The sequence below is a fragment of the Streptomyces sp. NPDC058796 genome (assembly GCF_042745235.1).
Classification (GTDB): domain Bacteria; phylum Actinomycetota; class Actinomycetes; order Streptomycetales; family Streptomycetaceae; genus Streptomyces.
In genome coordinates this window covers 79,934-98,358 of the sequence record NZ_JBHYOP010000011.1, presented here as the reverse complement: position 1 = coordinate 98,358, position 18,425 = coordinate 79,934, and the positions used below count along the sequence as shown (strand labels likewise).

The 18,425-nt window shown below is 71.7% G+C and carries 18 protein-coding genes; 6 read left to right on the top strand and 12 right to left on the bottom strand.

Annotated elements, in window-relative coordinates; genetic code table 11:
* Nucleotides 1-8 precede the first annotated feature (8 nt).
* The 3 genes from ACFW47_RS26555 to ACFW47_RS26545 all read right to left on the bottom strand — a co-directional run bounded on the left by ACFW47_RS26555 (nucleotide 9) and on the right by ACFW47_RS26545 (nucleotide 2,431).
* The gene (locus ACFW47_RS26555) at nucleotides 9-971 is read right to left on the bottom strand and encodes a ketoacyl-ACP synthase III (protein WP_386307359.1); all 963 of its coding nucleotides are present in this window, start codon (nucleotides 969-971) and stop codon (nucleotides 9-11) included.
* Entirely contained in the window at nucleotides 971-1,243 is a 273-nt protein-coding gene (locus ACFW47_RS26550; protein ID WP_386307358.1) for an acyl carrier protein, read from the bottom strand. Before ACFW47_RS26550 ends, ACFW47_RS26555 begins: the two co-directional genes overlap by 1 nt.
* A gap of 69 nt (nucleotides 1,244-1,312) precedes the next feature.
* The gene (locus ACFW47_RS26545) at nucleotides 1,313-2,431 is read right to left on the bottom strand and encodes a thioester reductase domain-containing protein (protein ID WP_386307356.1); all 1,119 of its coding nucleotides are present in this window, start codon (nucleotides 2,429-2,431) and stop codon (nucleotides 1,313-1,315) included.
* A gap of 446 nt (nucleotides 2,432-2,877) precedes the next feature.
* On the opposite strand from ACFW47_RS26545, the gene ACFW47_RS26540 reads away from it, so the two are divergent.
* The 6 genes from ACFW47_RS26540 (at nucleotide 2,878) to ACFW47_RS26515 (ending at nucleotide 9,312) form a co-directional block, all read left to right on the top strand.
* Nucleotides 2,878-3,459 (top strand): hypothetical protein, encoded by a 582-nt coding sequence (locus ACFW47_RS26540; protein WP_386307355.1) that lies wholly within the window; start codon nucleotides 2,878-2,880, stop codon nucleotides 3,457-3,459.
* Between the two features lie 49 nt (nucleotides 3,460-3,508).
* Complete coding sequence (locus ACFW47_RS26535) at nucleotides 3,509-5,266, top strand: NAD(P)/FAD-dependent oxidoreductase (RefSeq protein WP_386307353.1); 1,758 nt, start codon at nucleotides 3,509-3,511, stop codon at nucleotides 5,264-5,266.
* A 90-nt stretch (nucleotides 5,267-5,356) separates the two neighbouring features.
* The gene (locus ACFW47_RS26530; protein ID WP_386307351.1) at nucleotides 5,357-5,941 is read left to right on the top strand and encodes an RNA polymerase sigma factor; all 585 of its coding nucleotides are present in this window, start codon (nucleotides 5,357-5,359) and stop codon (nucleotides 5,939-5,941) included.
* A gap of 53 nt (nucleotides 5,942-5,994) precedes the next feature.
* Nucleotides 5,995-6,720, top strand: a complete 726-nt coding sequence (locus ACFW47_RS26525; RefSeq protein WP_386285528.1) for a hypothetical protein — start codon at nucleotides 5,995-5,997, stop codon at nucleotides 6,718-6,720.
* Between the two features lie 92 nt (nucleotides 6,721-6,812).
* The gene (locus ACFW47_RS26520; protein ID WP_386285530.1) at nucleotides 6,813-8,390 is read left to right on the top strand and encodes an ABC1 kinase family protein; all 1,578 of its coding nucleotides are present in this window, start codon (nucleotides 6,813-6,815) and stop codon (nucleotides 8,388-8,390) included.
* A 43-nt stretch (nucleotides 8,391-8,433) separates the two neighbouring features.
* Nucleotides 8,434-9,312 (top strand): SAM-dependent methyltransferase, encoded by an 879-nt coding sequence (locus ACFW47_RS26515; RefSeq protein WP_386307350.1) that lies wholly within the window; start codon nucleotides 8,434-8,436, stop codon nucleotides 9,310-9,312.
* A 58-nt stretch (nucleotides 9,313-9,370) separates the two neighbouring features.
* Here ACFW47_RS26515 and ACFW47_RS26510 read toward each other — a convergent pair whose 3' ends face one another.
* From ACFW47_RS26510 to ACFW47_RS26470, 9 genes are all read right to left on the bottom strand, one after another.
* Entirely contained in the window at nucleotides 9,371-10,612 is a 1,242-nt protein-coding gene (locus ACFW47_RS26510) for a wax ester/triacylglycerol synthase domain-containing protein (RefSeq protein WP_386307348.1), read from the bottom strand.
* A gap of 94 nt (nucleotides 10,613-10,706) precedes the next feature.
* Complete coding sequence (locus ACFW47_RS26505) at nucleotides 10,707-12,029, bottom strand: NAD(P)/FAD-dependent oxidoreductase (protein ID WP_386307347.1); 1,323 nt, start codon at nucleotides 12,027-12,029, stop codon at nucleotides 10,707-10,709.
* Nucleotides 12,026-12,625 carry a flavin reductase family protein gene (locus tag ACFW47_RS26500; protein ID WP_386285538.1) on the bottom strand — a complete coding sequence of 200 codons (600 nt, stop codon included), beginning with the start codon at nucleotides 12,623-12,625 and terminating at the stop codon, nucleotides 12,026-12,028. The genes ACFW47_RS26505 and ACFW47_RS26500 overlap by 4 nt, the downstream gene beginning before the upstream one ends.
* Nucleotides 12,597-13,064, bottom strand: coding sequence for an aromatase/cyclase (locus ACFW47_RS26495; protein WP_386285540.1), 468 nt, complete (start codon nucleotides 13,062-13,064; stop codon nucleotides 12,597-12,599). Before ACFW47_RS26495 ends, ACFW47_RS26500 begins: the two co-directional genes overlap by 29 nt.
* Nucleotides 13,065-13,146: 82 nt before the next feature.
* Complete coding sequence (locus ACFW47_RS26490; protein ID WP_386285543.1) at nucleotides 13,147-14,583, bottom strand: aspartate aminotransferase family protein; 1,437 nt, start codon at nucleotides 14,581-14,583, stop codon at nucleotides 13,147-13,149.
* On the bottom strand, nucleotides 14,580-15,701 hold the full coding sequence (locus ACFW47_RS26485; RefSeq protein WP_386307346.1) for an SDR family oxidoreductase: 1,122 nt from the start codon (nucleotides 15,699-15,701) through the stop codon (nucleotides 14,580-14,582). The genes ACFW47_RS26490 and ACFW47_RS26485 overlap by 4 nt, the downstream gene beginning before the upstream one ends.
* A 55-nt stretch (nucleotides 15,702-15,756) precedes the next feature.
* Nucleotides 15,757-16,890, bottom strand: a complete 1,134-nt coding sequence (locus ACFW47_RS26480) for an acyl-CoA dehydrogenase (RefSeq protein ID WP_386285547.1) — start codon at nucleotides 16,888-16,890, stop codon at nucleotides 15,757-15,759.
* Nucleotides 16,891-16,962: 72 nt separating this feature from the next.
* On the bottom strand, nucleotides 16,963-17,925 hold the full coding sequence (locus ACFW47_RS26475; protein WP_386307344.1) for a bifunctional lysylphosphatidylglycerol flippase/synthetase MprF: 963 nt from the start codon (nucleotides 17,923-17,925) through the stop codon (nucleotides 16,963-16,965).
* Nucleotides 17,909-18,415, bottom strand: coding sequence for a hypothetical protein (locus ACFW47_RS26470; protein ID WP_386285551.1), 507 nt, complete (start codon nucleotides 18,413-18,415; stop codon nucleotides 17,909-17,911). Before ACFW47_RS26470 ends, ACFW47_RS26475 begins: the two co-directional genes overlap by 17 nt.
* Nucleotides 18,416-18,425 lie beyond the last annotated feature (10 nt).

Here is an 18,425-nt window from a genome sequence, read left to right as displayed (position 1 = left end):
GGTGCTCCTTACGGAAGTTCGACCACCTGGGCGCACCAGGTCAGCCCGGCGCCGAAGCCCAGGAGCAGTGCCTTGTCGCCGGGCCGTACGGTGGCCGAGGCGAGCAGCGACTCCAGGGCCAGCGGGATGGACGCCGAACTGGTGTTGCCGTCGGTGACGATGCTGCGGGCGATCGCCACGTGCGCGGGCGGGCGCAGCCAGCGCACCATCGCGTCGATCAGCCGCCCGTTGCACTGGTGCGGCACGAAGACGCCGATGTCGTCCCAGGTGAGCCCGGCCGCGTCGAGTGCGTCCCGGGCCACTTGCGGCATGTGCGAACCGAACCAGCGGACCACCCGGGTGCCGTCCATGTGCATGTACGGGCGGGCGGTACCGGGTTTGGGCGGGGCGCTGGTCATCCAGGGCTCACCGGGGCCGTGGGTTCCCCACACCGCCGGTCCGATCCCGCCGTGCTCCGCGGCGCTGACCACCGCGGCCCCGGCGGCATCGCCGAAGACCATGACGGTCGCGCAGTCGTCGGGGTCGGTGATGTCGCTCAGCCGCTCGGCGGCGACGACCAGGATCTGACGCGCCTGCTGTGCGGCGATGAGTCCGGAGGCCAAGGTCAGCCCGTAACCGAACCCGGCGCACCCGCCGTTGACGTCGAACCCGCCGGCCCGGCCGGCTCCGATGCGGTGGGTGAGACTGGCGGCCCGGCACGATGCCCGGCCGACGCTGCTGGCGGAGGAGAACAGGACACAGTCCAGGTCCTCGGCGAGCACTCCCGCGTGGGCCAGGGCCTTGTCCGCCGCCTGCGCGGCCATCTCGACGAAGGTGTCGTCGGGGTCGGCCTTCAGCCTGGTCCGGATCCCTGTGATCTGCTCGATATGGCCGTCCTCGTGACCGAACCTGGTGTCGAGTTCGGCGCTGGTGAGCAGGCCACCGGGGCGGTAGACGCCGATGCCGGTCAGCCGCCCCGCGCCCCGGGCCATCAGCGGCCTCCGTCCGCCGCGGCGACGGCTGCCCGGCCGTTCACGTAGTCGAGGGTCCGCCGGACGGTGCGCAGGTCGTGCACCGCCTCGTCCGGGATGGGAACGCCGTAGCGCTCCTGGATCCGCTCGGCCAGTTCGATGACGGCCATCGAGTCGAACCCCAACGATGTGAAGGGCGCGTCGGCCGGCTGCTCCGAGATCGCCCGGGCCGCTTCGGCGCCGGCGATCTCGGCCACCATCGCCGTCAGGTCTTCCAGAGTGAAAGGGGACATGCGGAAACTCCAGCTGATGAGGTGCGGGGAGGGTGCACGGGAGGGACGGGAGGAGAGGACCGCGCGTGGTCACTGGGCGGGCAGCACGACGTCGCGGCTCAGGAAGGCGAGCACCCTGCGGAAGTAGTCGGAGTCGAGCGCGGGCGGGCCGCGGTGCGCGGACGCCGCGGTGGGGCCGGCGGTGTCCTGCCCCGGGGCCGGGATCATCTGCCGGAGGGTCTCGCCGGCCAGCCGCATGGTGCTGCGGGGTACCTCGTCGCCCAGGTCGCGAAGCCGCTCCAGCCAGGTGTCGAACGGAACGAGCGGAAGGTCGGCACCCGCGTCCGCTAAGCCCTGGAAGTACGACCGGAAGGGCAGCGGTTCGGGATCGATCACGTGGAACACCTGTCCTCGGGCACGCCGGCTCAGGGACAGGTCGACGATGGCGCGGCTGGTGAAGTCGACCGTGCCCACCGGCAGGAGACCGGGGTGGTCGGGGGCGCAGCGGGCGCGGATGCTCGCCTTCGTCAGGTGGACGAACCAGTCCGACTTCCCCACCAGGCCGGTGCGCGAGTCCGCCAGGATCACACCGGGCCGGTGCACCATCGTGGGCGATCCGCGGTCCGCGGCCTGGGCGACCAACTGCTCGGCGACCCATTTGGTGGCGCAGTAACCGGAGACACCGGTCCCGGCCTCTCGGGCCGCCGGGACCACCCCCATCGTCGAGATGTAATGCACGGGAATGCGGCGGGTCCGGGTCGCAAGTCTCAGGATTTCCTGGGTTCCCGACACATTGCAACCGCGCAGGATCGGGTAGCTCGCCAGAAGATTGACCCAAGCACCGCAGTGGTAAATGACGTCGATGCCGCGCGAGAGGCCCGAGAACTCCTCGTCGGTCAAGCCGAACCGCGGCTTCGCCAGGCTGCCGAGCACGACGTCGACCCGGGACATGTGGTGCACCGGCACATCCCGGGCGCGTAACTGACCGGCGAGCCGCTCCCGGGCCTGAGCGGCCGACTCCGCCCTCACCAGGCAATGGATTCGAGCGTCGGTTGCATCCAGCAGGTCGGCGAGCAGGGAACCGCCGAGGAATCCCGTGGCTCCCGTCAGCAGAATTCTCTCGGGCGGCCCTTCGGAAACGTCCGTCAGAGCCGACGCATCGATTTCCGCCGGAAGTCGCAAATCGTCGCTGGTCGGGAAACTGGCCATACCAACACCGCATTTCAGCACAGGCGAGATTCGGTCCTGCCCTGAACACTCCCCGCACCTCACGAGGTTTACTACAGAAATCTTCCACCAGTGGGAGCGCAGGGCGCATCCTCCTGGCCGTCACCCGCTCCCGCACCGCCACAACGGATGAGTAGGGCTCATTCATTCGAACAGGCCACGGCTCCGAATGGACGGCCGGGACGTACGCCCGGAGCGCGTTACCGGTATCGCGCGCCGTCGGTTGCACGCCAACGCGCTTACGCGGACGGCGCGTTGCGGAACGGGGAGCGGGGGGCGGGGGCGGCCCGAGCGTAAAGACAGGTGAGACGGACCCAGCCAAGAGGTCGCAAGGCAAGGGGGGTTGAGCCATGGCCGCAGGGCCTGAGATGCCGGAGGTCCCCGATCCCGGTGGGAGCGGGGCGAGTTCACACTCCGATCCACCCAAGGTGTTACCCGAGGCATGGCAGCCTCTGCTCGGCCGCCCGGCCCTCGCGGAGCTGCTCGGGCACCCCCTCGCGGGCGCCGCGCTGACGGAGATGTGCCGGCTCCTGCCACCCCGCGTCGCCGTGCACTCTCTGCGGACGTTCCTGCTGGCCGACGCCTGTGCGCGGACCCACGGGACCGCCTACGACCGGGTCGGCCTGCTGGCCGCCGCGGCGTTCCACGACGCCGGGCTGGTGGGACGCACTCCGCTCGGCCGCAGCGGATTCCCTTGCCGCTCCGCCCAGTTGCTCGACCACTTCCTGGCCCGGCACCAGGTGGGCACGGTGCGGCGCACGACCCTCACGCGTGCGGTGCGCGAGCACATGCGGCCGTTCCCCGCTCGCGACGCCGGACCCGAGGCGCGGCTGCTGCACTTCGGCGTGTGGCTGGACGTCACCGGGCGGGGCGAGCGGCAAGTGCCCGGTGACCGCCGCCTGTTGGCCCAACTGGCACCCACCCCCGGGTTCGCCGTGTCCTTCTCCGCCCGGGTGGTGGCCTGCGGGCTGCGCCGGGTGCTGCCGGGCTCCCCGGTCACCCACCGGTGACCGGGGAGCCCGGTGACTCGCCCTTCCCGTCGCGAAAGGAACCGCAGACATGCAAGAAGACCAGCGTGTTTTCGATGTCGCCATCGTCGGAGGCGGCATCGGCGGGACGATGCTGGGGACCGTACTCGCACGTCATGGCGTGCGTGTGCTGCTGCTCGAAGGCAGCGGCCACCCCAGGTTCGCCATCGGAGAGTCCACCGTCCCCGAGACCACGTTCGGCCTCCGGGTCCTGGCCCGCCGCTACGACGTCCCCGAGCTCGAGCACCTGGCGACCAACGCGGCACTGCGCCGCCACGTGTCGTCCAACAGCGGGGTCAAGCGAAACTTCAGCTTCATCTACCACCGGGAAGGTGAGCCCACCCGGCCCGACGAGTGCACCCAGTACCCCACCTGGGGACCTCCGCTCGGTCCCGACTCGCACTACTTCCGGCAGGACGTGGACGCGTACATGTTCCACGTCGCCGTGTCCTACGGCGTGACCGCGTACACCCACACCATGGTCGACGACGTGAAGTTCGAGGAGGACGGCGCGACTCTCGTCACCCGGGACCGGGGCACCTTCCGGGCTTCGTACGTGGTCGACGCCGGCGGCATGCGGGCGGTCCTGCCCGAGCGCCTCGGGCTGCGGCAGGAACCGCCCTACCGCACGAGGTCGCGCACGATCTTCACGCACATGGTGGACGTGCGCCCCTTCGACGCCGTGGCGCCTTCGCGTGCACAGCACGGCATGCCCAGCCCGTTCAGCCAGGGAACGCTCCACCACATGTTCCCGGGCGGATGGTTCTGGGTCATCCCGTTCGACAACCAGTCGACCAGCACGAACCAGTTGTGCAGTGTCGGCATCAACCTCGATCTCGACCAGCACCCCCGGCCGGAGGACATCTCGGCTCAGGACGAGTTCTGGCGGTACGTGCGCCGGTTCCCCAGTGTGGCCCGGCAGTTCGAGCGGGCGCGGGCGGTCCGGCCGTACGTGTCCACCGACCGCACCCAGTTCGCCTCGCAGAAGGTGGTGGGCGACCGGTGGTGTCTGCTGCCGCACGCCAGTGACTTCATCGACCCGCTCTTCTCCAGCGGTCTCGCCGTCACCGTGATGGCACTGAACGCGCTGAGCCACCGGCTGATCGACGCGGTGCGCCAGGACGACTTCGACACCTCCCGGTTCGCGTACCTGGACCACTGGACCAAGCGCATGTTCCGGTTCTACGACGACCTGGTGTCCTGCAGCTACATCGCGTTCGACGACTTCGACCTGTGGAACGCCTGGAACCGCGTGTGGACCATCACGACGCTGTACGGCACGAACGCCCAGAACCAGGTCGCCGTGACGTTCGAGAAGACGCACGACCCGGCCTGTTTCGACATGCTGGAGCTGCCGCCGTACCGAGGTCTCCAGGGTATGGACAACCCCTGGGTGGAGCGGATGTTCGACCAGTCGCGGGACGCCGTACTCGCCTATCGTGCGGGCGAGTTGACGAAGGAGCAGGCGATCGCACGCATCTACGAGGTGCTGGGCGAGAGCGGACTGGCCCCGACGGTGTGGGGCACCCTGGACCCCGACAACCGGTGCCCGTCCGGGGTGTTCACCCTCTGGCCGCTGATGAAGATCCTGCTGTGGGGCAAGTACCGCTCACCGCGGCACGTCCGGGGCTCCTACTTCACCGGCGGGGCGCGGCTGGTGGGCAAGGAAGCGGCCCAGGCGTGCACCACCGAGCTGCGCGCCGGCAGCTCCCAAGTGCACCAGACCGTACGGGACATGTGGCTCAACTGGAACCGCGACTGGGCGCGGCGGCCCGCCCCTCGGAAATGAGCGCGGAAAAACATTCCTGCCGACTGCCGGAGGTGCGTATTCCGGTTTGCCGCTCCAGGGCCTCGGGTAGGAAAACCACATGGCCGACAAATGGAAAGTCGGCCGCGGTTCTCCCTGCACAATCCGAGAGACAACGGGCTGCAATCCACGATGGTGCGACATTCCACCTGCCAATCGCCCGCTGAATGCTCCTGGGAAGAAATCTTCCAGCATCAGGACCGCCTCATGCGGCTGGTTCGGCGAAGACTACCAAGTCTTCAGGACGCCGAGGACTGCGTTCAGGAAACCATGGCCCGGGCAGCCGCCCACGCCGCGTTGGACAGGAATCGACTCGGTGCCTTTCTGACGTCCGTGGCGCTTCGCCTCTGCATCGACTTCTACCGCGACATGGAACGTCGCAGCAGACTCCTCCAGCGTGCGGCGCTCGCGGAAACCCCGGGCGCGACCGAGGAGGACGTCTGCGACGAAGACTTCGGCAGATGGCTTCTGGGCCAGGTACAACACCTGCGGGGGCGGGAGCAGGAGGTCATACTCGCCCGCGCCAAGGGTATTTCCACTGCGGAATTCGCCCGCATACACAACATCTCCGTCAAGGCGGCCGAAGCCGCCTTCACCAGGGGCCGCGCGCGATTGAAGAACGTCTGCGCGAAAGCCTTGGAAGGCTGTGCCCGATAACACCCGAAAGCCGCACCTCTCCCATCACAGAGAAACGGAAAGGGACCACACTCATGGGTAATAGCAAGAACATCCAAGACATCTTCAAGGATCTGGTCGGTGATATGACCGACAGCTGGAAGGAGGCGTTCGACGACCTCCTGAACCGAGACGACGACTCAGGATCGTCGCGCGGCTCCGGCAACGCCGTCAGCACGCTGGCCGAGCTGCCCCCGAACGCCCTCGCCGCGCTGGCCGGGGCCGTCAACCCGGCGACCGCGCTCGCGGGTGTCGCCAACCCGCTGGCCGCCCTCGGCGGGGCCGGCGCAGCCGGCAACCCGCTCGCCGGCCTCGCCTCGGGGGCCGCGGGCCCGCTGGGGAACATCGCAGGCGCAGCGCAGAACCCCCTGGCCGGGCTCACCGGTGCCGCGGGCGGCGGCAACCCGCTCGCGGCCGCGCTGGGCGGGGCGGGCAACCCCCTGGCCGCGCTGGGCGGGGCGGCCAATCCGCTCGCCGCGGTCGGCGGCGCGGCGGGTGCGCTCGGCGGGCTCGGTCAGCTGGCCGGAGGCCTCGGACACGCGGCGAGCGGGGCGGGCGACCTGATGGCGCTCCCGACCCAGCTCACCCAGCTGCTCCAGGTGCTGCCCAAGCTCCTCGAGGCGGTCCAGAGCCTGCAGAACCTGACCAACCTGCCGGGCCAGGCCGGTCAGCAGGGGCTGGCGGCCCTGCAGGGCCTGACCGGTCAGCAGGGGCAGGGCGGGAAGCCGTCCCAGGGCGGACAGTCCTCGACCTCGGGCTGACCGGCCGTGCCACCGTCCCGTCCGGCCGTCTCCGTGGTGCACGCCGACCGCCGTTTCGTACCCGGGTCCCGATCTGAGGAGGATCACACACGATGACGTCTGTCGTCGGCGATCGGCTGCGTCTCGTGGTCAGGGTCCTGGGCAGCCTCGTGGCCGACGAGGTGGGACAGGCGACCCGGCTGCGGAGACGTACGAGGCGGGACACGCGGTCCCCGGCGGAGGGCCTCGTCGGCTCCGCCGGGTCCGCGGCAGAGGCCACCGCCGGGGCGGACCAGCGCCGTGCCAAGGCGGTACGGCATGCCCTGGAGAGCCTGGGTCCCTTCTATGTGAAACTCGGCCAGGTCCTCTCCACCCGGCCCGACATGGTCCCCCAGTCCATCCGGGACGAACTGCAGAACCTGCACGACGAGGTCGACGTCCAGCCGTTCTCGGAGTTCGAGCCGGTACTGGCCCGGGACCTCGGTCCGAACTGGAAGCTGCGCTTCGACGACATCGAGACCGTCGCTCCGCTGGGGGCGGCGTCCCTCGCCCAGGTCTACCGCGTGACGCTGCCCGGCGGGCGCGCGGCCGTGGTGAAGATCCAGCGACCCGGCATCCGCGAGGGCGTACTCGCGGACATGGCTCTGATGCGCCGGGCGTCGAAGATCGTGGCCCGCGTCGCTCCCCGGTTCAACGAGGTCATCGACATCGAGGCGATGCTCGGCTCGGTCTTCGACGCCATGGAGCCGGAGCTGGACTTCACCGGCGAGGCCCGCAACATGGACGAAGCCCGCGGGCAGGTCCGGTCGTTCCGTTCGCTGGAGGTGCCCCGGGTACTGCACGCCAGCCCCCGGGTCCTCGTCCAGTCGCTGGCCGACGGGAAGTCGGTGCGGCACGTCGACCGCGCCCACTTCACGGACGACGAGCGCGTGGAGATCGGCAAGGACCTGCTGCGGTTCATGTACCACGGGTACTTCGTCCATCGCTTCTTCCACGCCGACCCGCACGCCGGCAACGTCTTCGCCGCTCCCGGCGGACCCGCGACGCTGATCGACTGGGGCATGGTCGGCCGTCTGGACCGCAGGACCAGTCTTCAGCTGCTGCCGCTGTTCATGGCCTTGGCGCAGAGCGACGGCGCCGGGACGGCGCAGCACTGGGCGGAGATGGGCCGGATGACGCCGTGGGCCAACATGCCCGCGTTCGCCGCCGACATGGCCGCGTTCGTGCCCAGCGTCTCCCATCTCTCACTGGAGGACATGAACTTCGGTGTCGCGCTCACCACCGTGCTGGCCAAGGCGACCAAGCGCGGGATCGGTTCGCCGCCGGCCGTCTCACTGCTGGGCAAGTCCTTCGCGAACCTGGACGGTTCGGTGCGGTGCATGGCTCCCGAGATCACGCTGCCCGAGGTGTTCCAGGCGGAGGTGCCGAAGATCCTTTTCGCACTGGGCCGCGAGTTCCTCGGCCGCAACCAGTTCGCCCGGAACTCCATGGAGCTGCTGCTGGCCGCCGTCACCAGTCCGGAACAGGTCCGGGGCGTCCTCTCCGACGTGGCCAACCGTCAGTTCGCACTGAACATCCACGAGCCGCGCACCCCCGCCGCGATGGGCGGCCAGCGGCCCACCCGCCCCTCCGGAAGCCTGCTCGCGCTGGGTGCCGCGGCCTTCCTGCTGGGCCGTCGCCGCTCCGGATGATCCGGGTCCGCACGGCCATCCCGCTCCACCTCAAGGAGATCCCATGCCGGAATCCACACGTCCGCAGTCACCGTTCGCGCCGCCCGCCGCGACCCCGCACGGCATTTCCCGCGCGGCGCTCTGGACGGCTGCCGCACACGCGGCGGAGAACCTCCGGCCCGCGCCGCTCGTCCGCGACCCGTGGGCCGCCGACTTCCTCCACGCGGCCGGGTTCGACGGGGGCCCGCCCGGTGACGGACCGCTGCAGCGCCTGCTGCCCGACTATCAGGTGGTACGCACCCGCTTCTTCGACGACTACCTTCTCGCCGCGGCCCGTTCGGGCTGCCGCCAGGTGGTGCTGCTCGGCGCCGGGCTGGACACCCGTGCCTTCCGGCTCGACTGGCCGACCGGGGTGCACGTCTTCGAGGTGGAGGACGCGGCCGTACATGCCTTCAAGGAGTACGTACTGGACTGGAGCCGGCTCTCCTGCGGACGCCGCACCGTCGTCGAAGCCGACGGCACGGCATCCTGGAGAGAGGAACTCAGGGCGGCGGGATTCGATCCCGGCAGGCCCACCGCATGGCTCTGCGAGGCGCCCCTGTACTTCCTTCGGCCCCCGGAGGTGGCGGCCGTCGTCGCCGCGATGACCGAACTCTCGGCCCCCGGCAGCATGTTCGGCGCCGAGTGCGTGAACTCCGCGACCACGTCCTCGCCGTTCGTCGCGCCCTTCATGGACGCCCTGTCGACGATCGGACTGGCCTGGAACTGGCAGATCGCCGATCCGGGGCGCTGGTGGGCCGAGCACGGCTGGGACGCGGCGGCCGCCGACCTGTACACGCTGCCGTACGCGGTCGAGCGCCTCTCCCCGTATCTGCCGCTGATCGGCACGGCCGCCGCGGAGAGCGTCTTCCTCACCACCGGAACGCTGCGCGGCACTCCCTGACACGGCACCGCGCGCAGGCCCCGGACGGTGCGTCCGGGGCCTGCGCGTGGTGCCGTGGCTACGGCCGCTCCAGCTCCAGCAGCGCCGCGAGCCACAGGTCGGGGAGTTCGTCCGCGGTCGCCAGGGCCTCGTCGTGAACGACGGTCAGGCACGCGGTGTCGTGCTGGCTCGTCAGCGTCGTCACACACCGGATGCCTGACGCGACACCGGCGAAGACGGCCGCGCGACGGGCCGCGACCCCCTGGTGGACCAGGGCCGTGCCGAAGTTCACACTGCTCACCGGGCCGGCCACGAACGCCCCGCGGACCAGGCGGGTGCCGACGGTGGCGCCGAGCGGCCGCGGGGCGGCGGACAGCAGCAGGCGCATGGCGTCGCGCCGCCGGCTCTCCCGCAGCCGGCCCGTGCGGGCGACGACCCGGGCCAGGGCCCGCTGGGGTGACTCCTCGTCGCAGGGCAGCAGGAGCCGGGCGGTGACCATGCGGTTGCCCGGGGCGTACTCCTCTCCCGGGGCCCGGACCGACATCGGGATCGACACGGGCAGCGGCGGATGGGCCGAGCCGGTGTCCTTCAGGTACCAGGCGCGGACGGCGTGGGACAGGGCCGCGAGGTAGACGTCCGTGACCGTGCCGCCGTGGGCGCGGGCGATGGCGCGCAGCCGGGCCAGCGGGGTGTCGGCGTGGCAGACGTCGACACGGCCCGTGGATTCTCCGTCGAACGCGGGTTTCGGGGTGGGCGCGCGGAAGGCGTCCACCACCTCGCCCAGGGCGTCCGCGAGGCCGTGTGCGGTGGGCCGGGCGGGATGCTGCGGGGCCGGCCCGCCCTCGGGGTCGTCTCCGAGGAGAGCACGGGCGGTGTAGGCGGCGCCCATGCCGTCCTGGAAGGTGTGGTCGGTTCGGTAGACCAGGGTGTGGCGGTCCGCCGGGCCGTGGACCAGCCACACGTCCCAGGGCGGCAGGTCGTCCGTGCTCATCGGCCGGGACAGCATCAGGCGGCTGGTCGCCGACCCGTCGGTGTCCTCGGGCAGCCACGCCTCGTGCACATGCCGGTCCACCGCGATCCGGTCCACTCGCCGGAATCTCCCGCGGTCCCGTGCGATGCGGTAGCGCAACGCCGGGACGTGGTGGACGCGTTCGGCGACCCGCGCGCGTACGGAGTCCAGGGTGGGGGCACGGCCTTCGAACCCGAACGTGAACGCGAGGGGCACGGGGTTGCCGCCCGTCGCCAGGTGGAACGCGACATCTACGGTTCCCATGGACAGGGCCGACGGCAGGCGGCCGTCCGTACCGAGGTGGGGTCGCATCGTGAAACCTCCTGGTCGGGTTCTGAGGGTGGTCTGTCGGGCTGCGAGGCTGGGGTCTGCGGAGCTGGGGTACGGATGCGGGCCGTGCCTGCCGTCAGCAGGTATGCCGCGCGATTCGCCCCAATGCGTCCACGTACGCCCGCAGCAGGGGCCCTGCGGGTCCGCGTGCGGGCAGGCGCGGGGCCCGGGAACGGTGCCACGGGAGCGGTTCGCCGGGTGCCGGCTCACCCAGCAGGGCCGCGGCCACGTGCGCGCCGTGCGCCACGGACAGGGCGAGTCCGTGCCCGCAGCAGCCGCCGATGTACCAGACGTCGTCGAAGCCCGGCACCGGCCCCACCACCGGCAGGTCGTCGCCCGTCATGCCGATGCGGCCGGACCAGCGATGGGTGACCCGTACCCGGGCGAGGTCCGGATGCAGGGACCGCAGCCATCTCTCCAGCCGGGCCCAGGCACGCTCCCTGACGGCCTGGAGACGGGGAGCGCCGATGTCCGCCGGGACCGTGGCGGTACCGCCACCCGCCACCAGGCCCCGGTCCGGGAGCAGCCGGAAGTACGGCGCCAGCGGGACGGCGTCGACGACGGAGTGTCCGGCGCGCCCGCCCAGGGCCTCGTAGGCCGGGGCGCTCAGCGGTTCGGTGGCGACGGCGTACACCTCGAGCGGCAGGACGGTGCCGACCGGCAGGTCCAGTGCCTGCGCGGCTGAGTTGACGGCCAGCACCGCCTGACCGGCGTAGAGCCTGCCGTGCGGGAGCACCAGCTCGGGGCCGACCAGATCGCCGGGGCGGAGGGCCAGCAGCGGGCTGCGGCCGTAGAATCGCACGCCCTTGTCGGCGCAGGCACGGGCGAGGGCGCAGGTCAGGGCGGCCGGATCGAGGGTCGCGGCGGGGCGGTGCAGGAGTGCCGCCCGGTAGGGCACGCCGACCCGGTCGCGGATACCGGCCGGGGAGAGGACGGGGACGTCCAGACCGAGTTCGCGGCAGGCGCGGGCCTGGCGGGCGAGTGCCACCAGGCCCGCGGACGACCGCGTGGCCACCAGCTGCTCGCCGGGCCGCAGCCCGCAGGGCACGTCGAGCCGGGCGCACAGGTCGAGGACGTCCCGCACCGCCTGCTCGCTGGCCCGATGCATCCTGCGCGCGGTCTGCGGGCCGAAGCGGCGCACCGCGCGGTCGACCGCGGGGCCGGCCCGGGGGCCCAGCAGACCGGTGCCCCGGCCGCTGGCGCCGGCGGCCGGGTGCTCGGCGTCCACCACCGCGATGTCGAGCCCCGGGGCGCGTTCCGCCAGGTGGTAGGCGCAGGACAGCCCGGCCAGCCCGGCCCCGACGACGGCCACGTCGGCGGTGACCACGCCGTACAGCTGGGGCTGCGTCGGCAGTTCCGCGGGGTCCCAGTACGGCGTTCCGGCCGGTGGTCTGGTCATCCGACGGCGTCCGGCACCGGCCCGGTCAGCGCACCGAACCGGCGGTCGTGCCACAGCAGCGGGCGTCCGCCGCCCACGTGCACGGCGGCGACCCGGCCGACGACGAGGTGGTGGTCGCCGTAGCGGCGTACGTCCTCGGTCAGACACACCGACCAGGCGAGCGCGCCGGCCAGCACGGGGACGCCCAGCACCTGCCGGGTGTCGGTCCCGGCGAACCGCTCCGCCGCGGTCGTGGTGGGGGACGCGAACCGGCCCGCGAGATCCTGCTGTTCCTCGCGCAGCAGGTGCACGGCGAAGGCCCGGCGGGCGCGGACGGCGGCGAGGGTGCGGGAGCCGTCGCGCAGACAGGCCAGCAGCAGCGGCGGGCGGGCGGAGAGCGAGGTGACGGCGGACACCGTCATGCCCAGCGGGCCGTCCTCGCCGCGGGCGGTCACGACGGTCACCCCGGCGGCCAGCTTGGCGTACAGGCCGAGGCAGCGGGCAGCGCCGGGCCCCGGTTCCTCGTGCAGCGGCTCCTCGTGCGGCGGATCGGCGGCCGGGGGCGGGGCGCCCGTGACGGCCGTCCGGTCAGCCACCAGCCGCAGCCGCGCGCTCATCGATCACCTCCGCGCCCGCAAGGCCCCGCAGGACGCGGGCGATGTTGGTCCGCAGGGTCGACTCGGCCACCGGGTCGAGGATCTCGGCCATGGAGGGGATGCCGAGGTCGAAGGCCGCGGTGAAGACGACGAGCGTGCCGCCGTCCCTCGCTTCGCAGCGCCAGCTCCCCTCGAAGGCCTGGAAGTCGCCGCTGACCTGTTCGAAGGCGATGGAGTACGTCTCGGGCGAGTAGGTGTCGCGTTCCCGCCACCGCATCAGGCCGCCCCGGAACTCGACGGTCCAGTCCGAGACCGTGGAGCCGTCGGGCAGCGGAGGCTCGACGTGCACCTCGCGGAAGGTGTCGCTGTACTCGGGATAACGGCGGAAGTCGCTGATGCGGCCGTAGACGTCGGCGGGTGCCAGTCCGTCGGCGAGGGCGTGCAGGATCACGTGGCGCATGGGTCGTTCGGTTCCTTCCCGGAGGGTTTTTGGACGCTGGTCGTCCGGAGCTGGTGGCTGGCGCCGGCGCCAGGAGCCGGCGTCAGCTGGTCATACGGCCGGCCGTGCTCCGCAGGGCCGAGCCGAGGGTGGTGAGAAACAGGTCGAGCGCGGAGTCCTCGACCACGGCCGGCGGGGTCAGCCGCAGCACCCGGGTGGAGTTGAGGGAGTTGTTGACGAGCACACCGCGGGAGATCAGTTCCAGCAGGAGTTCGCCGACCGCCTGTTCCTCGGCGAACTCGACGCCGATCAGCAGACCCCGGCCGCGCACTTCCCGGACCAGGCCGCCCTCGTACGGCGCGCACACGTCCCGTACGGCGGTGAGGATGCGCAGGCCGAGCGCGGCGGCCCGGGCCACGGTGTCCTCCTCCTCCATCGCCCGTACGGTGGCGAGGGCGGCGGCGCAGGCGATCGGCGAGGCGCCGAAGGTGGAGGTGTGCAGGTAGGGGTCGCGGCTGAAGGGGGCGTAGGCCTCCGCGGTGGCGACCATCGCGGCGACCGGTACGACACCGCCGCTGAGTCCCTTGCCGACGAGCAGCACGTCCGGACGCACGTCCTCGGCGTCGACGCCCCACCAGGTGCCCAGCCGTCCCATGCCGGTCTGGACCTCGTCGACGATCAGCAAGGCGCCGTACGCCCGGCACAGCGCCCGCACCTGGCTGAGGTAGCCGTGGCGGGGGATGCGTACGCCGCCCTCGCCCTGGACGGGTTCGACGATGACGCAGGCCCGGTCGCGGCGGGCGGCCAGCGCCTGTTCGAGGTCGGCCGGGTCGTCGTAGGCCACCTGGGTGACGTCCGGGAGCAGGGGCTGGAAGGGCGTCTGGTACGTGGCGTTGGCGGTGACGCTCAGCGCACCGAGGGTCTTGCCGTGGAAGCCGCTGCGGGTGGTGATCACCGAGGTGAGTCCGTGGGCGCGGGCCAGTTTCAGGGCCGCCTCGGTGGCCTCGGCGCCGGAGTTGACGAAGTGGACGTAGTCGAGGCCGGGCGGGGTGCGGGCGGCCAGGGCCTGGGCGGCCCGGGCGGCGACGGGTTCGAGGAAGACGCGGCTGGCCAGCGGGTGGGTGTCGATCTGCCGGTGCACCGCTTCGACGACGGCCGGGTGCCGGTGGCCCATGATGAAGACGCCGTAGCCGCCGAAGTCCAGGAAGCGGCGGCCGTCGTCGGCGTGGATCCAGGCCCCCTCGGAGCGGACCTCGGCCATGCCGCCCATGACACGGCCCATCACGGCACGGCCGGAGCCGATGTGCTTCAGGTAGAGGTCCACGATGTCGGGCCGGTCGGTCGGCGCGGCGGTTCCGGCACGCGGGGTGGAGGACTCGGAGGACGGGGCGGAGGACGGCGTGGCGGTCCCGGAGCGCGGCCCGGCAGCCCCGGAGGACGAGGCGGGGGATCCGGAGGACGGCCCGGCGGCCTCGGAGGACGAGGCGCGGGACCCGGAGGGCGGCCCGGTGGTCCCGGTGGACGGTGGTGACACGGTCATGACGCCACCTCCATGGGGGCGGTCGCGGCGGATCGGTTCCGGCTGAGCAGGCCGGCCCTGTCCCCGGCCCAGCTCTCCGCGTTGCGTACGAGGGCGGCCCGGATGTCGGTCCGGGTCGGGCGGGTGCCGCAGTCGGGTTCGCCGAGGGAGGTGTCGAACGGCAGCTCCCGCTGGAACACCAGCAGCAGTTCCGCGTAATACTCCAGCCGCCGCCTCAGGGACGCGGGCAGCGAGGTGCCCTCCAGCATGGGCAGGAGCAGCCGGTGCACGGCATCGACGGGGACGAGCCGGGGCCGCTGGGGCCGGGGCAGGCCGTGGCGTACGGCGACGTCCGCGCAGACGTCGGCGAACTCCCGCAGGTCGATGGCCTCCTTGCCGGCCGTCAGCCAGTACTCGCCGTCGGCAACACCGCCCCGGACCAGGTCGCCGATGGCCCGCGAGACGTAGTCCTGGGGCACCATGTCGATCCGGGCCTCGGGGGCTCCGGGCAGCACCGGGGCCTGTCCCAGGACCATCGCGCCGATCGTCTTCGTCAGCCCCTGCTGACCGGCGATCCGCCCGCTGACGGAGTCACCCATGACGACCGAGGGCCGGACGATGGCGCCGGGCACGCCCGCCTCGCGTGTCATCTGTTCGGCCCTGGCCTTGGAGTCGAGGTAGGCGGCCGCACCCGGGAAACGCCGGCGGTCCTCCTCGGTGGGGGTGTTGGCCACGAACGCGGTACTCACCAGGTACAGCGGGGCGTCGGCCCGGGCCGCCAGGTCGAGCATGTTGTCGGCACCGCGCAGATTGGTGCGCGAGATGTCCTGTGGCGGGGTACGCCAGTTGGTCTCGGCGGCGCAGTGCAGCACCACGTCCACCTCAAGGGCCAGTTCGTGCCAGGCCAGTGGGCTCAGGCCGAGCCGGGGAGCGACCAGGTCGCCCTGGAGCTCGCGCACCCGCGGATCGCACAACGGTGTGTTGCGGCGCAGGCACAGCAGGTCGAAGTCGGGTGACAGCTCGTCGATCAGGGCACGTCCGAGCACTCCGGAACCGCCGGTGAGCAGCAGCAAGGGGCGGTCGCGCCGTCCCGTACGGCCGACGGGCAGGAGGGCGAGACGCTGGTTGTCTGACGGCATGGGGGGTGTGTTCTCCCAACGGGTCTCGGCCCACCGATGGACGGTGGGGGCGCGGTCAGGCGATGGCGAGTGGCCGGTCGGCCAGGTACGCGGAGAACGGGGCGGTCATCCGGGAGCGCGACGGCGGGTGCAGGGAGAGTCCGTTGGCGCAGGCGGCCAGGTGGCCCACCTCGTCGGACGTCATGAAGTTGAGGCCGCCGAGGAGTTCGACCGCGCGCGGGACGACTCGGGCGATGGCGTCCTGGACGCCGTAGCGCACGTACAACGCCTGTGCGAGCGCCGACTCGTCGAGGTCACCGGCGTCGATACGCCGGGCGACGCCCTCGGCGGTGGCCATGGCGGCCTCGGTCTCGACGAAGAGGCGTACGCGCTCGTGCTCGGGGATGCGGTCGTTCAGCAGCACCCGCTCCACCAGCGCGCTCGCGGCGCCGAGGTAGCTGCCCGTCATCAGCGTCTGGAACCAGATCAGACCGGCCGTCTGAAGTTCGTCGAGCTGTTCACCGGAGGTCGTCGCGGTACGCAACAGGAGTTCCGGCGGTACGAGGACGTCGGTGAGCGTGACCTGTTCGCTCTCGGCCCCGGCGAGGAAGGCGCTGGACCAGAAGCCGCTGACACTCACACCCTCGCTCTCCGCGGGCACGAGGGCCACGGCGAGTTCGTCGCCCTGCCCGTCCTCGCGCGGGATCATCACGCTGGCGGTGAGCACGTCCATGGAGTGGGCCAGGCTGCACGGCCGTTTGACGCCGTTGATCCGCACGCCGTCCGCGGTCACCGTGGCGGTCATCGACGGGTCGAGGATGCCCGCGCCGCTGCGGCCCTCGGCGAAGCCGGAGGCGATCACGCGGTTGGACGAGGCCACGCCCTCGATCAGCATCCACTCCAAGCCGTCGCCGAGGCCGCCGATCCCGACAAGGGTGGCCATGGAGAAGTGGTGCATGGTGGTGGCCACGGCCAGGGACGGCGAGCGGCTGCCGATGGCCCGCTGCACGCGCAGGGCATCGAGCGCGGTGGCGCCCCGGCCCTGGTGGGACTCGGGGACCAGCAGTCCAGGACCGCCGCTGTCCCGGAAGTGCCGGATGCCCGGGCTGCCCGGCCGCTCCAGTTCCATCAGCGGGGCCTCGCGCAGGGCGGGGTCCAGTTCGGGCAGCAGCTTCGCGAGGGTGGCGCGTTCACGCTCTAGGAATCTCATGGGCGTGCGGTCCTCCAGGGTGGGATGAATACGGAATCGGCGCGGCACTCGCGCGGCCGTGGCCGAGGTGGCTCAGAGGGCGTTGGTGGCGCGCAGCAACTGCCAGACCGCGCCGGGGCGTGGCCTGCCGCGGAAGGCGATGTACTCCGGCAGGACCACGTGCGGGGCCCACTTCTGCTTGTACTCGAGCTGGGAGGCCGCCGGGTAGATCACGTCGCCGCGCTCGGCCAGGAGACGGGTGAACCGGGTGAACATACGGCTGGCACCGGGTAGTTCGTGCTCCGGGTCGAGCCCGGTGAACGGGGTGAAGCCGAAGTGCAGCCAGCCCGCTCCCTCGGCGGTCAGCCGTTCCATGACGGTGGCGTTGAGCGCCTCCATCACGCCGGGCGGCGCGTCGGGGCGGCGCCGGCTGAGGTCGTGCAGCCAGCCGGAGCGGCTGCCGTAGACCGGCGAGTAGTTGATGTAGCCGACCGTCTCGCCGTCGATCCGGCCGACGAACAGACGGCGGTGCCTCTGCAGGCTCCCGTTGCGCTGGCCGACGAGGAAGCGCAGCTCCTTGGCGTGCCGGCCCTTGTCCCGCAGCCAGCACTGGTCGATCCGGTCCAGTTCGGCGCAGTCGTCGCCGGCCATGACCTCGGCGACCGCCAGGCCCGCCCGCCGGGCGCGCGAGATCTTGTTCCGCAGCCGGACGAACCGTGAGCCGCGCAGCGTGAAACGGCTCAGGTCGACCGCGTACGACGCCCCGAGCTGGTTGACCGTGAAGCCGTGCGCCGCGTACAGCTCGGCGTCCGCCCGCTGCAGTTGCACGGCGACCAGGCGGCGGCCGGCGTGGGCGGCGAACGCGTCCAGCAGGCGTGCCCGGTGTTCCGGAGCGGTGAACGGGCCGCCGAATTGCAGTACGTAGCGGCCCGAGGTGCGATAGGCGCAGGCGCCGTCGAACCCGCCGTCGTGGAAGTACGCGTTCCCGCTGTTGAGGGCGAGAAAGGAACTGGGGTTGTCGCTGTGCGCGGCGAGTGTGTCAAGCACGGACGGCATCGGCGTCCTCCACGGGAGTCCGCACGGCGGCGCTCTCACCGGAATCCGCCGCCGAGTGGTACCGCTGCTCGAACCTGCGGAACTCCGGGGTGGTTTCCGGCTCGAAGGCGACACCGAAGGGTTTGAGGGAGTTCCCGAAGAGCGCCCGGTCGCCCATGAGGTGGATCGGGAGGGCCAGCAGGGCCCATTCCGGCCGGACGAACAGCGCCCACGCCCCGGCCAGGACACCCGCTGTGACCAGGCTGTGCATCGTGTTGTAGGCCACGTAGCAACCGCGCGGAACATGTCCGTCCGGGCTGCGCCGGAAGGCGATCGCGCCGGGCAGGTATCCGACGACGTCGATCACCGCGAACAGCAGCACGAAGACGGCCCAGCGGATTTCCGAGTGGTGCTGGAATGCGAGCACGAGCGATACGGCGAGAAAGCCCAGCCATTCGAGTCGGGAGAGAGCGAAGGTGGTCTTCGTCTCGAAACGGTTCTTGGCGTCCACGGGCGCTCCT

Bases quoted from the DNA above. Each gene is read 5' to 3' on its own strand.
- ACFW47_RS26505 (WP_386307347.1), bottom strand. From the start codon at position 12,029: ATGACCAGACCACCGGCCGGAACGCCGTACTGGGACCCCGCGGAACTG.
- ACFW47_RS26495 (WP_386285540.1), bottom strand. From the start codon at position 13,064: ATGCGCCACGTGATCCTGCACGCCCTCGCCGACGGACTGGCACCCGCC.
- ACFW47_RS26530 (WP_386307351.1), top strand. From the start codon at position 5,357: ATGGAAAGTCGGCCGCGGTTCTCCCTGCACAATCCGAGAGACAACGGG.
- ACFW47_RS26490 (WP_386285543.1), bottom strand. From the start codon at position 14,583: ATGACCGTGTCACCACCGTCCACCGGGACCACCGGGCCGCCCTCCGGG.
- ACFW47_RS26520 (WP_386285530.1), top strand. From the start codon at position 6,813: ATGACGTCTGTCGTCGGCGATCGGCTGCGTCTCGTGGTCAGGGTCCTG.
- ACFW47_RS26500 (WP_386285538.1), bottom strand. From the start codon at position 12,625: ATGAGCGCGCGGCTGCGGCTGGTGGCTGACCGGACGGCCGTCACGGGC.
- ACFW47_RS26480 (WP_386285547.1), bottom strand. From the start codon at position 16,890: ATGAGATTCCTAGAGCGTGAACGCGCCACCCTCGCGAAGCTGCTGCCC.
- ACFW47_RS26545 (WP_386307356.1), bottom strand. From the start codon at position 2,431: ATGGCCAGTTTCCCGACCAGCGACGATTTGCGACTTCCGGCGGAAATC.
- ACFW47_RS26510 (WP_386307348.1), bottom strand. From the start codon at position 10,612: ATGCGACCCCACCTCGGTACGGACGGCCGCCTGCCGTCGGCCCTGTCC.
- ACFW47_RS26535 (WP_386307353.1), top strand. From the start codon at position 3,509: ATGCAAGAAGACCAGCGTGTTTTCGATGTCGCCATCGTCGGAGGCGGC.
- ACFW47_RS26485 (WP_386307346.1), bottom strand. From the start codon at position 15,701: ATGCCGTCAGACAACCAGCGTCTCGCCCTCCTGCCCGTCGGCCGTACG.
- ACFW47_RS26550 (WP_386307358.1), bottom strand. From the start codon at position 1,243: ATGTCCCCTTTCACTCTGGAAGACCTGACGGCGATGGTGGCCGAGATC.
- ACFW47_RS26525 (WP_386285528.1), top strand. From the start codon at position 5,995: ATGGGTAATAGCAAGAACATCCAAGACATCTTCAAGGATCTGGTCGGT.
- ACFW47_RS26475 (WP_386307344.1), bottom strand. From the start codon at position 17,925: ATGCCGTCCGTGCTTGACACACTCGCCGCGCACAGCGACAACCCCAGT.
- ACFW47_RS26555 (WP_386307359.1), bottom strand. From the start codon at position 971: ATGGCCCGGGGCGCGGGGCGGCTGACCGGCATCGGCGTCTACCGCCCC.
- ACFW47_RS26515 (WP_386307350.1), top strand. From the start codon at position 8,434: ATGCCGGAATCCACACGTCCGCAGTCACCGTTCGCGCCGCCCGCCGCG.